The 12,298-nt window shown below is 59.2% G+C and carries 10 protein-coding genes and 1 tRNA gene; 8 read left to right on the top strand and 3 right to left on the bottom strand.

The features are described 5' to 3' along the window. Positions 1-40: 40 nt before the first annotated feature. On the bottom strand, positions 41-637 hold the full coding sequence (locus AC5IJH_RS08000; RefSeq protein WP_491902286.1) for a PEP-CTERM sorting domain-containing protein: 597 nt from the start codon (positions 635-637) through the stop codon (positions 41-43). 735 nt (positions 638-1,372) lie between these two features. Between AC5IJH_RS08000 and AC5IJH_RS07995 the strand changes: the two genes are divergently transcribed. The 8 genes from AC5IJH_RS07995 to AC5IJH_RS07960 all read left to right on the top strand — a co-directional run bounded on the left by AC5IJH_RS07995 (position 1,373) and on the right by AC5IJH_RS07960 (position 11,355). Continuing rightward, the gene (locus tag AC5IJH_RS07995; RefSeq protein ID WP_491902285.1) at positions 1,373-2,113 is read left to right on the top strand and encodes an FHA domain-containing protein; all 741 of its coding nucleotides are present in this window, start codon (positions 1,373-1,375) and stop codon (positions 2,111-2,113) included. Positions 2,114-2,259: 146 nt separating this feature from the next. Further along, positions 2,260-3,774, top strand: a complete 1,515-nt coding sequence (locus tag AC5IJH_RS07990; RefSeq protein WP_491902284.1) for a protein phosphatase 2C domain-containing protein — start codon at positions 2,260-2,262, stop codon at positions 3,772-3,774. Further along, complete coding sequence (locus AC5IJH_RS07985; protein WP_491902283.1) at positions 3,771-5,657, top strand: serine/threonine-protein kinase; 1,887 nt, start codon at positions 3,771-3,773, stop codon at positions 5,655-5,657. Before AC5IJH_RS07990 ends, AC5IJH_RS07985 begins: the two co-directional genes overlap by 4 nt. Before the next feature lie 370 nt (positions 5,658-6,027). Then, entirely contained in the window at positions 6,028-8,991 is a 2,964-nt protein-coding gene (locus AC5IJH_RS07980) for an FtsW/RodA/SpoVE family cell cycle protein (protein WP_491902282.1), read from the top strand. Further along, the gene (locus AC5IJH_RS07975; protein WP_491902281.1) at positions 8,988-9,770 is read left to right on the top strand and encodes an FHA domain-containing protein; all 783 of its coding nucleotides are present in this window, start codon (positions 8,988-8,990) and stop codon (positions 9,768-9,770) included. The genes AC5IJH_RS07980 and AC5IJH_RS07975 overlap by 4 nt, the downstream gene beginning before the upstream one ends. Before the next feature lie 366 nt (positions 9,771-10,136). Then, positions 10,137-10,466 carry a hypothetical protein gene (locus tag AC5IJH_RS07970; protein WP_491902280.1) on the top strand — a complete coding sequence of 110 codons (330 nt, stop codon included), beginning with the start codon at positions 10,137-10,139 and terminating at the stop codon, positions 10,464-10,466. A 91-nt stretch (positions 10,467-10,557) separates the two neighbouring features. After that, a complete protein-coding gene (locus AC5IJH_RS07965; RefSeq protein ID WP_491902279.1) occupies positions 10,558-10,749 on the top strand; it encodes a helix-turn-helix domain-containing protein in 192 nt (63 codons plus the stop codon). A gap of 51 nt (positions 10,750-10,800) precedes the next feature. Next, on the top strand, positions 10,801-11,355 hold the full coding sequence (locus AC5IJH_RS07960) for a hypothetical protein (RefSeq protein ID WP_491902278.1): 555 nt from the start codon (positions 10,801-10,803) through the stop codon (positions 11,353-11,355). Positions 11,356-11,499: 144 nt separating this feature from the next. Here the strand turns inward: AC5IJH_RS07960 and AC5IJH_RS07955 are convergent. Together AC5IJH_RS07955 and AC5IJH_RS07950 are read right to left on the bottom strand one after the other, a co-directional pair. Further along, a tRNA-Met gene (locus AC5IJH_RS07955) sits at positions 11,500-11,576 on the bottom strand. 67 nt (positions 11,577-11,643) lie between these two features. Further along, positions 11,644-12,285, bottom strand: a complete 642-nt coding sequence (locus AC5IJH_RS07950; RefSeq protein WP_491902277.1) for a peroxiredoxin-like family protein — start codon at positions 12,283-12,285, stop codon at positions 11,644-11,646. Between the last annotated feature and the right edge of the window lie 13 nt (positions 12,286-12,298).

The raw sequence follows: 12,298 nt of genomic DNA, 5'->3' as shown, positions 1-12,298 counted from the left end.
CTATGAGAGTGGGCCTTTTGTCGTTGGCTTGGAGAACGGCTTAAGCTAGCGTTGCAGGCTGCTGCATGCCGCCGCGCAATTTGCGGCGGCCCACAAATGCGATTCCAAGCAGACCAGACCCGAGCAGAGCAAGGGTGGACGGCTCCGGAACAGCACTCAGGCTTGTCGGGGTGCCTGTGAGAGTAAACGTGGCATCCACGTACGCTCCGTTTGACAAGTTGCTATTCTTAACCGGCGACAGGCTGATACTCAGAAACTGACCATTGCTAAGTTGCAGGCTTGAGAGGTTAGTCCAAGTGATCGATCCTTGAGTTGTGTTCGATTGACCCTGAAGAGCAAACACATCCTTACCACCAACGTTTCCGGTTCCAGTTCCGGGATCGGTAATGGTGAAATCGACAGTGAGATTAGCGGTCCCGTTGCCATTTGAAAAAATGTCCAAGTAGTTAGTGATCGTCACCGGCACGCCGACCGTAACGTTCGTTAAGTCGAAGCTACCGCCACTGGTGTTGTACGTATTTGACACGCCACCAATGTTGGAACTGAATGTGGAACTTCCCTGGATGGTGTCTGCGTGAGCCGCCCCAGCGGTGATCGCCGTGACTGCGAAAGCCAAAATAAGATTGCGGATTTTCACGATGCCCCCTGTAAGTCAAGTGTCTTGACGGCTCACAGTTAGGACACCGGCGAAGCTAAGTACCGGCACAGAGTGAGCTACACATCTGTTCACGTTGATCTCTGACCCTTTATAGGCAACCCGCGTACCATAAAGGTTGTAGGGGCTGGTAACGGAAGAATGTCATGAAAGTAAATGGGTTAGGCGGGTGCTCCGCTCTCCTTCCTTAACCCCTGGATGTGGCACTGTGCAGAAGTTTGCATAGTAGGGTGGGCAATCACGGCCCTACGCTGGGCATCCCGAAGCGTAAACTCATGCTCACAAGGAGTTCTGGTCAATTAGTGATCGGTCCGAGGTTGTGACCTTCCCACGCAAAGCTGCGAATGCGCTCCCATCCGCCAGATCAGTTCAGCCACAACAAGCCGTTGTCCATGCCTGCCCATTGTTAAGACCCCGCCGCTGACCACTGCGCTTCCATCGATCCGATACAGGAATTGCGCTGTTGCGGCCGGCTGCAAGCACCCGACCGATGCGCGATCATCTCGCAGCGGACCCCAAAACTGGGGGCAGAACGGCCCGGAGAGCCTTCATTGGGCGGCGCGAGGGCTCAGAAAGACATCAGATGCCTGAGGACATGGCCTCGAGGTTAGGGTGATGAAGGACGGCGCTGCGGGTCAGCTTGCGGCTGACGAGATCATCTCTGAGTTGATACGGAACGCCGAAGCAGGATTCTTCAACGTTCACTACACCATCCTTGTGCCCTGCATCTTCAACGTCTACTTACATCCACGCGATGCTGGTGTCATCCAGCCCGTTGCTGAGCTCGTGCAGCAAGAAGCGGCCCGTGCACTGAGCGAGCACCTCGCCGAGCTAAACAAGCGTCGCACCCCGCCGCAGCGCTTCGCGAGGCGGTTCGGCTTGGCAGGCGCTGAGCAACGGGAATACAAGACCCTCGAGAAGAATTGGACGATCCAGTTCCACGCGGACCTCGAAGAACGACTTCGTCCGGGCGAGATCGAAATTTACTCGGAGTTGGGTACTTCGAATCCGAAGGACTATGGCGCAGGAGCCATGACAACCTTCGTGACGCGCCACGCTACTGGAAATGCCACGGAACGGGTGGTTCAGAGCGTTCAGCGGGACCGCGACGCTATCTTTGCAAGACTGCGCTTTCGCGACGGCGGCAAAGACAAGACGTTCGTCATGGACAGCGAAGAAATCGTGATCGGCCGTGGCGGAAAGGCTGTATGGGTGGACCTGAAGATCGAAGCGCAGTCGGATGTCTCCCGCGAGCACTGCCGTATTCGGCGGGACAGCAAGACCGGCAGCTTCTTCATCAAGGACCTAAGCCAGTTCGGAACAGTCGTCAACGGAAGTTCTCTTCCCAGTGGCCGTGGCATGGTGGATCGCCAAGGCGAAGTGCTCCTCCCCTCTCCGGCAAAGATCGTTCTCGCCGGTGTGTTCTCGATTGACTTCGAAGTCGAGCCCTCAGCATGACCTCCACTCTGTTCTGGTTGCGCATTCCATTTCTCCTGGCCCTCCTCGCCATGGTCCTCTTGCTGGTCTGGGTTCATCTCCGCCGAAGCGAATAGACGATGCAGGCAACCTCACAACTGCGAACGGCGGCCTACTCTGATGTCGGCTTGAAGCGGAGCGATAACGAAGACCGTTTTTACGTCGATGCCGATTCGGGCGTCTTCCTGGTAGTGGATGGCATTGGCGGTCATGCCGCCGGTGAGCGCGCAGCAGAGATTGCGGTAGACATCATCTCCGCACGGCTGGCCCGGCGTACTGGCGCGCGCGAAAGACGTATCCAGGAGGCCTTCGCGCTGGCAAGCACAGCCATCTTCGAGGAGGCCGCTCGCGATCACGAATCGAGGGGCATGTCATGCGTGGCCACACTCGCCCTCGTCGAAGATGACGAGGTCACGGTGGGGCACGTCGGGGACTCGCGGCTGTACCTGCTGACGCTGGGAGCCATGAAGAAGGTGACGCTGGATCACTCACCCGTAGGAGAACTGGAGGATGCCGGGAGCATCAGCGAAGATGCGGCCATGCGGCATCCGCGCAGGAACGAGGTATACCGCGACCTTGGGAGCGCTGCACATACCCCGGACGACGCGGGCTTTGTGGATGTCCATTCCTTTCCGCTTCCGGCCGCTTCGGCGCTGCTGCTGTGCAGCGACGGCCTGACCGATCAGGTCAATGCTGCGGAGATTCAATCGCTCGTTGAGCAGCATGCGGGTGAGCCGGACACGGCCGTGCGCGCCCTGGCGCAGGCCGCAAACGATGCAGGAGGTAAGGACAACGTCACGGTGGTCCTGGTCGAGACGCCGGAATACTGCACTCCCTCTTCCAGCAACGTCGCGCACTCCCATCGAGCGAGTACGCGGAGGTGGACATGGTTCCTTCTGGGCGTGTTCACAGCCGCATTATGCTTTCTTGCCGCGCGACCGTACTGGGAGCCGGGCATCACCTTGCCGAGAATTCGCTTCGGGATCGTCAGGACCCCAAGAAGCTGGAAGGTGGGAGCGGCGGGAGTGCCGACGATCGCAGTTGCGCTGGAGCAGGCGCGAGCAGGAGACACCATAGACGTGGACCCCGGCGATTATCACGAAGCCATTCATCTGCGAAGCGGAGTTGCGGTGCTGAGCACTGTCCCGCACGCTGCCAGAATTCAGGTTGATGATGTCGCGGTGGTTGGCGACCACGTGCGCGGCGCACGCCTGGACGGCTTTGATCTCACCGGTCCTGGACGAATTGGAATTCTCATCGATGACTCCGACCTTCAGGTCACAAACGTTCGGGTCAGTCGGATGGAGGAGGCGGGGGTGAAGATCAGCGGCAGTGGGAAGAGCGTCATCCAGGCTTGCGAAATTGCGGATAATTCCGGGCCAGGGGTCGTTCTGGAAGGAACTGCACGTCCACTGATTGAGCACAATCTGATCCGGCACAACGGGCATGGTCAACGAATGCTGCCCGGCATACTGATCACCCAAGAGGCTGTTCCGTCTCTGTACGCCAATGTCATCGATCAGAGCGGAGCGGAGCAAATATGGGCGCCTCTGTCCTTTCACCCAGGCAGCCTGATGACGGACAACGCTGTCGCTCCGGAGCTGCCGGAGAGCCGCCAGCAGCTGAAGGTGGTCGGGCCATGAGCCCAGAGACAGTTGGTCGCTTCACGCTCTTACGTAAACTGCCAGCCGGCGGGATGGGACGGGTCTTCGAGGCAGACGATCCAAACCGTCCGCGGCGAGTAGCGCTGAAGCTGATCGACCTTGGGACCGACGCAGAAAGCGTTCAGATCGTGAATGCAGAGCGGCTAGGAGCGGAGTTGCAAAGCCAGCTCTGCGCGTTCGACGAACGCGTGACTGCGGTCTTCGAGTTCGGCGAAATGCCCCGGTACTTCTACATCGTGATGGAGTATGTCGAGGGTCGCGACCTCTCGGAGGTGTACGCCGGGCGCGCGATGGATCCGATGGTGGCAGCGCGCATCACCCAGGACGTGCTGGAAGTGCTGGATCACGCTCACGCGTTCACGACGACACTCGAAGGCCGATCGATACGAGGAGTGGTTCATGGCGATCTGAAGCCGCGCAACATCCGGCTGACTCCAGAAGGTCGCGTGAAGGTGCTCGACTTCGGCATCGCCAAGGCTCTTTCGCTTACGCGGAGCTTTACGCAGAATGTGTTCGGCAGTGTCCAGTACTCCTCACCGGAGCGGCTCCTGACGGGCGAGGTGGATGTCCGCTCAGATCTCTGGGCTGTTGGTGCGGTGCTATACGAGATGCTGGCCGTCAGTCCCTACTTCCAAGCAGAGAATGGGACCAAGCTCGAACAGCAGATTCGCAACCACCACGATGTGCCGCGTCTCCCTCATGAGTGGCCCGAACACCTGCGCAAGATCGTGGCGCGATCACTTCATCCTGATCCGAAAGCCCGCTACGATACTGCGGCGGCATTTGCTACCGATCTGCAAGCCTTTCGCACTGGAGGATCGCTCGCTCCCGCGACCCATGAGATCTGGAGCCGGGATACCGATGCCACCGTTAGGGTGCCGCTCGGAGACGAGGCAACCAGGCGCACGGAGCACCCTGAGGCAAAGCCCCGAGCGGTGGCTGCGGGGCCCGAAGCAACGCGACAAACGGCGCAACCCCGTTGGGCGCAGGTTTCTGTCCAGCCAGTGGTCCGAAAACGCGCGGGCGGCCTGCGCAAGTTCCTGCGGACCGTTGCTGCGGTTTTTCTCGCCGTTGTGTTCAGCCTGGTTTACCTGACGCTCAACGAATATTGGGTCTGGGGCAGCGCGCACCAGCTGGCGCGTGACCTCTCGAGCGAGAAGCAACAGAATCTGGATGCGGCGTGGAGCCAATATCAATCACTGTCCTCGCGATCCCATCTCCCCATCAGCCTTTGGGCCGCCAGGGCTGAATTGCAGAAGCACCTCGTAGCGGACGCTGACCACACGATCCTCAGATATCGAGTCGCAAATGGCGGCCCGGTGACGGAAGCCGAATGGAGCCGCGCTCGCAGCGACATCTCGCGCGCCCTCGAGCTCTCTCCCAATGACAAGACACTGCATGGCAAGCTGTCGCTGGTCGATGGCCACCTCGCCCGATTGCGGGGCACAGCAGAACAGGATCCAAGACTGCTCGAGGATGCACGGCAAGACTTTCAGGCCGCAGCAGATTCGATGAAGAAGTCACCTGATCCCTGGCTCGGCATGGCTCCTCTTTACATCTACGCTTTGCATGACCTGCCACGAGGCGAAGCAGCAATACGGCAGGCCAGCCATCTGAATCATGGGGCAGGGAAGCGGGAGACAACGGAACTGGCGGATGGTTATCTGGAACGTGCCAAGCACACTATTGCGACTGGTGATCAGGCCGCCGCAAGGACGCAAGCGGACCATTACTATCGGCTGGCTGCGCCTGATTTGGCACGCGCGCGGCGCTTGTACGAGCGCATCCTGCCGAGTGACGCAGCCGCCGCAAAGCTGCAAGAGGTGAGTGAAATGATGAAGCGCATCTCATCCGCTAGATAGGACACGAACAAGAATGGCTGTAACACGCAGCACGGCTTTCGAGCGCGCGCAGAACTCCGGGGTATCCGCCGGCGGTCATTCCAGATCGCTCGAACGCGTACTTCTGCTGCTGGCCTCTCTTCTCATCCTTGCAGCCATCGCCCTTACAGCGACTGCGAGACTGGCTCGCATCAGCGCTCAAAACGCGAGCCCTTTGAACCTCTCTGCGTTAGACAGGAGAGAGCAACTGCTTCCATTTCTGCAGTCGATTGTCTCCACCCCTGAGCGCAAGTATGTAGCCGGGAAAATTTTCGAGCAAACTCGCACCGCCCCCAGTTCCTTTTCGCATGTAGGAGAGATCGGCCGCATCCGCGTAAACATCCGCGAGGTGATGCAGACACGCGGTCTGACGCATCTGCAGGAGCGCGCGCAACAACAGCAAGCGAAGGGAAGTAAGGCTGATTCGATCCCACTGCTCAGCCCTGCGGAGGTCGCACAGCTGAAGCCGCTGTTGGTGGTCCGAGGTCGATCGCAGTTCCTTCACCACTTGATCCTGTGGTCAGCCCTCTTCTTCTGCTCGTTCGCCGGAGTGCACCTGTTCTGGTCGATCCGCGGATTGAAATGCGCGCAGTACGTGCTGCCCGCTCTGATGCTGCTCAGCGGCATCGGTCTGACGTTGATGCTCACGTTGCGGGACCCACTGCGCGACACTCTGGCGTTCACCAACTTCGCCCAGGGCGCCATCGGCGGATGCCTCTTCCTCGGTCTCGCCAGCGCTCTGAATTACCGGCGCATCGCTGGCGGCTTGAGCTATGTGTTTCTGCTGGGAAGTTTTGTTCTCTCCGCAGCACTCATCCTCTTTGGGTCCGGACCGGCTGGCAGCGATGCGAAAGTGAACCTGCTCGGATTCCAGCCCGCGGAAATCATCCGCGTTCTGATCGTCTTCTTTCTGGCCGGCTACTTTGCGGACCGCTGGCAGCTTCTTCGTACGCTGAAGGAGAACCGCAGCAAGCTGGAGAGAGTCTCGCACTGGGTAGAGATACCCAGGCTGGAGTACGCCCTCCCCGTTTTGGTCGGGGTCGCCTTCTCGCTGACCTTCTTCTTTCTGCAGAAAGACCTTGGACCGGCACTGCTGATCGCGGCGGTGTTTCTTGCGATGTACGCTGTGGCTCGCGATCGCTATCTGCTTGCCTCACTCGGGATAGGCGTGATTCTTGCAGGGTTTGCTTCTGGCTACTTTCTCGGCATTCCCAAGAACGTCGCTGGACGCGTTTCCATGTGGCTTTCACCGTGGGACAACGCTGTTCGCGGTGGTGAGCAGCTCGCGCATGCGCTCTGGGGGTTCTCCAGCGGAGGCGCTCTCGGCGCTGGCTTGGGACTGGGCGATCCGCAATGGATGCCCGCCGCCCACACAGACCTGATCCTCGCGGTACTCGGCGAGGAGTGGGGATTTGTCGGTGTGTTGGTCGTGCTTGTCCTCTACACCACGCTGGTGTGGTTCGGCCTGCGTGTGGCGCTCCGTGCCCCATCCGACTATCACCTCTTTCTCGCACTCGGACTTACGCTTGCCTTCGCATTGCAGGTGTCATTGATCGCAGGCGGAGTGCTTGGACTAATTCCGTTGTCGGGTGTGGTGATGCCCTTTCTTAGCTACGGCAGAACGGGACTGATCACAAACTTTGCAATCATCGGGATTCTCTTATCCCTTGGAAGGGAAGCTGCTTCCATGCCGCAAGCGGCTCAGCAGTTTCGAGCCAGCCTGCGAAGGCTATCCTATGGGCTTGGATTGATTGCCGCCTGCCTGATGCTGAAGGCGGCCTACATTCAGCTGGTTCATGCGGATGCATTTGCCGGGACTGGCGCTCTGGCGCAACAGGCAGATGGACAGCGCAGGTTCGAGTACAACCCTCGTCTGCTCTCCATCGCGCACTCGGTTCCACGCGGGACCATCTACGATCGGAATGGCATTCCGCTTGCGACCAGCGATTGGAACGAAGCGATACGCAACAAGGATAGTTATACAAGCATGGGAGTTACATTGCCCGCGACGCCTCCATCCGGAGAGACTCGCTACTATCCATTGGGAGCGGCAACATTCCATCTCCTGGGTGATGTGCGGACACGCGTCAACTGGTCTGCACGAAATACTTCCTACGCCGAGCGCGACGCCACGGTCACCCTGCAGGGCTACGACGACCGACCCAGCGTGGTCGAGCTGTTCGACCCGCAAACTCGTACATCGCAGCACATCCTGCGCTACGATCTTCGCGAACTGGTGCCGCTGCTTCGGCACCGCTGGCAGCCGGACAACGCGTATGTGCAGTCGTTTCGAGAACGCGATCGCAGTCTGCACATGACCATCGACGCACGGCTTCAAATGCGCACAGCAGAACTGCTGCAACAGCAACTTCGGACCCTGGGACGCAAGAAGGGGGCAGTTGTCTTGCTCGATCCGGAGAGCGGAGACCTGCTCGCCTCCGTGAGCTATCCGGCGCCAGCACAGACTGCGCCGGCGGCATCGTCGCACGAGGACGACGACGCCCTGCTCGACCGCGCACGTTACGGCCTCTATCCGCCCGGCTCCTCTTTCAAGATCGTCACCGCGATGGCTGCTCTTCGCAAGGATCCGCAGAATGCGCAGCAGAGGTATGAATGCAAGCGCCTGCCTGACGACCGTACCGGCAACTTCGTCGAAGGCTGGCGCCGACCCATTCACGATGACATCAGGGACACGGCTCCGCACGGCAATATTTCGATGGGCACGGCGTTAGCAGTCTCCTGCAATGCATATTTCGCACAGCTGGGCACTTACAAAGTTGGTGCCGAAGCACTGCTGGACACTGCAACGCGTCTCGGCATCTCGGTAGCGTCTCCATCGAATGTGAAGACACTCCGCGCAGAGATGCCGCAGACATCTTACGGCCAAGGTCAGGTAGTGGCGAGCCCATTCCAGATGGCACGCGTAGCAGCCACGATTGCACATCAGGGCGTGATGCCCCAGGGCCGGTGGATCGCGGGTGCAGCTAACGCCAGACAGAATGCCTCCGGAGCAATTCTTCAGCCCGGCATGTCTTCGCTTATTGGTGAGTACATGCGCAGTGTCGTTGTGTCGGGAACTGGTCGGAGCGTGAACATGCCTGATCTGCCCATGGCAGGTAAAACAGGGACTGCCGAGTTGGAACATGCGCAATCTCACGCGTGGTTCATCGGGTTTGCGCCGTACGGCTTCCAACACCCGATCGCCTTTGCCGTGCTGATAGAGAACGGACAGTATGGTGGCACCGCGGCTGCTCCGCTGGCAGCCGAGTTGATGAAGTCGGCCAGATCACTCGGCTATTTCCAAGGAGCTCCATGAGCCGTTTGCACGAGCTTGAACGACGTATCGATGAGCGGCTGCGCGGAATGCTGCGGCCATCCTCCCCAGGGCAAACGCGAGAAATAGTCGAAATTCATCGGGCAGTACTCGACGACGTCGCCGCTCACAGCGCAGTGCTGCCTGGCGGCAGGCGGGTATTCCCCTACACGAAATTGCGACTCCAAATCGAAATCGGGGATGAGGGACAGCCGCGTGCTTACGAACTCGCGTTCATCGAAGGGGACGCGATGCTGCGAGACATCCGTTCTCGCCTTGAAGAAGAGGGCATTGAGCTTCCGGTTGAACTGGTGTTGGAGGTGGAGCTGCCACGGCGTTTGGCGGAGTCCTCGCGGCGCGGGTTCGAAGTAATCTACGAAAACCTGCAGGAGGGACGGACCGCACCAGAGGTGCCAGAGTTGCGGCTGGCCGTGTTGACCGGCAGCGCCGAGCCGCAACAACTTTGTTCGCGGAAAAAGCGCATCTATCTCGGCCGCGTCGGTGAAGTGCTCGATGGAGCGAAACGGGTTGTGCGCCGAAATGACATCGCGTTTCACGACATCGCCGGAGCACCCAATGCGACGGTGTCACGCTCCCACGCTCACATTGACTACGATTTCGACGACGCAGTGTTTCGCCTCTTCGATGATCGAAGCACCCACGGAACGATCGTTATCCGTGACGCCGCCATCATTCCTGTGCCGCCAGGGACGAGCCGCGGAATCCCGCTCAGAGAAGGGGATGAGATTGTGTTGGGGCAGGCGAGCATCCGCGTGGAATGAGCATCCGCCTGCCGGCCTAACACCGCCGAGTGTTAAGCCAATTACCAATGTCCTCGCTTCGGGCATTCGCAGCAGCCGACTGCGGACATGCGCAGTCTGCTGCTGCGGAACCATGCGGCCCCAATGTTGAGGTCCGTGCCTTTGACCATAGCAATCGTCTTTATCCCGTAAATATCGTGCATTGTGACGGCATCATGCATTCCGCTTCACTCTGCTGCGCGATGGCTCGATAACGTGGCGTTCGAACAGAACGGAGTCCGCTATGATTTCTTCAATTATCGTCCGCTGCCGCGCAGAAGAGGCGTGTAGCCTATCACTTAGGCCGCCAATGTGTATCGCAGGTTGTACGGCGAGTCACAGGATCGGATGGTACAGCTTAAGGCTCAGCTGGCTGCCACACAGGCGTCCCGTGTTCGCAATGATGAGCACGTCATCGTCACCGCTGCCGAATCAGTGCAGCGGCGTGATCCTCCGGCGTGGAACAAGATGACCATCCCCCAGCGTCTCACCAGCGTGGGAGTAGACCCGAATGTCGATAAAGCCGAGTGCACGCTTCTTGGCAAGAACTCGGATCAGAAGGCCGCGTCCGATCTCATGCGAGTGGATCAGCGCCGGTACAACCCCTCCACCAAGTCACTGACATCCCTTGCATTTAGAGTGCCGTCCCATCTGGCCGTTGGTTTCCCGGCCAAGTAGGACGGCTTTTCCCTCTGAGAAACAGGCTACTGCCCTTGGAGCTAACTCGTCTGCAAATGGAATCACTCATTCAGTTCCCAACCCATTACCCATGTTTGAGCCTCTTCTCGGCACTGAAGAGGCCGCTATGCTCTTAGCAGTTCATCTCAAAACCTTAAAACGCTGGGCCAGAGAGGGCCGCCTTCCCGCTTATGACCTGGGACGCTGGCGGTTCCGCGCAAGCGAACTGGACGTATGGCTTCGTTCTTCTGTACAGTCAGGCTCAGTCAGCCCCGCTGCGTAAGTCGGATAGGAGCCTATGCGACACACACGACAGCGGTATCAGAGAGGCAGCTTGCGCAGAGTCACACGGAAGAACGGCCCCGATATTTGGGAGTTTCGTTATCTGGACAGCTCTGTCGCTGGTTCGCCGATGCGCCAAAAGACACTCAGTACGTTGCAGTTTCCAACCAAGGCAAAGGCGCTTGCGGCTCTTGCACCTCTCTTGCTCAAGATCAACGGGCATGAGACGTATGCGGAGCAACAGGAGCCGACATTTGGCCTTGTCATAGATCGCTTCATCGAAACGGAAAGGCTACGAGAGATAAAAGCGCAGCCGCCGGGAGAGGCACTAGGCGATGGCTTGCGATATGCGACCGCGCTCTCGTATCTCTCCGTAATCGAGAAGCACATCCGTCCGACATGGGCAGATGTCTTTCTGGAGGAGATGAAGCCTCTGCTTGTGCAGGACTGGTTGAAAGGGCTGAAGCCTACTCACCGTGTCAAAGGCAAGAAACAGAGGGTGACGGCGCCGATGGCAGGGAAGACGAAAGCCCATATCAAGCTTCAGGAGCACCCATCGGTGTGCAGCAGAAGCTCATGCGACACGCACAGGTCTCAACCACGATGAACGTCTACGGAAATGCCTATATGGAAGGGAAGAGAGAGGCTCATGCGAAGGTCGTGCAAATGGTTCTCTCAGGACAAAAGCAGAAGGCCATCGCTGGAACGATGGCCTCTTAACTCCGATTCCTTGGGGTCGGAATTTGCTAATTGGTTGCGGGGGTAGGATTTGAACCTACGACCTTTGGGTTATGAGCCCAACGAGCTACCGGGCTGCTCCACCCCGCAACATGATAGTAACAAGCGAGGGTGCTGCCGTCAAGCGAGCGCGGATGCTCGTTTCCTCAGGTAAGTCTCATTCTTTGAGCAGGTTGAGCAGCTCTTCCGGGTCCGGCCGCACGCGGAAATCGGCGTACCCTTGGGACCACCGGATCACACCGTCCTGACCGATCAGAAACGTCGCAGCAAGGGGCAGACGCCAGCTCGTTTCGGCGTTTATGAACGGGATATTCACCAGAATGGACCGGTAGTACGCCTGCATCGGTTCGGGAACGGAGTAGATCGCTCCGAACGCCTCCGCAACCTGGGCTCGCTCGTCGCGTAGCAGCGGGAAGTGAAGCCCGTGCTGGTCCGTCGCGAACCCGTTCTGGCGGGCCGTCTGTGGTGAGAGCGCAACCAACAGCGCGCCGCGCTCGCGCAGCGCCGGGAACAGATCGCGCCAAGTTTCGAGCTCAGTCACACAATACGGGCACCAGCGCCCGCGGAAGAACGAGACCACCAGCGGCCCCAGCGCGAGCAGATCGGCCGAGCGCACCAGCCGACCATCCACATCGGGCAGCGCAAACGTGGGGGCGACCGCACCTGGCTTCAGCAGCCGGTCTTCAATACCGGTTGCGAATAGTTCGGCAACGGCACGCTCGTTCAGTTCGAGCCGCTCCGGCTGGACCAGGTCGCGCGTTCGTTCGGTGATCTGGTCCAGCCTGTCCTGCAGCGTCATAGGGAACTATCGT

Source organism: Candidatus Dedyshia acidiphila, assembly GCF_051025295.1.
Lineage (GTDB): Bacteria > Acidobacteriota > Terriglobia > Terriglobales > Acidobacteriaceae > KBS-83.
Note: the sequence above shows the minus strand (reverse complement) of the source record. Positions and strands in the feature narration are given on the sequence as shown.

What these genes read in the sequence shown, in the direction of transcription:
- AC5IJH_RS07985 (WP_491902283.1), top strand. Translation starts at nt 3,771, where the DNA reads ATGAGCCCAGAGACAGTTGGTCGCTTCACGCTCTTACGTAAACTGCCA.
- AC5IJH_RS07980 (WP_491902282.1), top strand. Translation starts at nt 6,028, where the DNA reads ATGCAGACACGCGGTCTGACGCATCTGCAGGAGCGCGCGCAACAACAG.
- AC5IJH_RS07975 (WP_491902281.1), top strand. Translation starts at nt 8,988, where the DNA reads ATGAGCCGTTTGCACGAGCTTGAACGACGTATCGATGAGCGGCTGCGC.
- AC5IJH_RS07970 (WP_491902280.1), top strand. Translation starts at nt 10,137, where the DNA reads ATGGTACAGCTTAAGGCTCAGCTGGCTGCCACACAGGCGTCCCGTGTT.
- AC5IJH_RS07965 (WP_491902279.1), top strand. Translation starts at nt 10,558, where the DNA reads ATGTTTGAGCCTCTTCTCGGCACTGAAGAGGCCGCTATGCTCTTAGCA.
- AC5IJH_RS07950 (WP_491902277.1), bottom strand. Translation starts at nt 12,285, where the DNA reads ATGACGCTGCAGGACAGGCTGGACCAGATCACCGAACGAACGCGCGAC.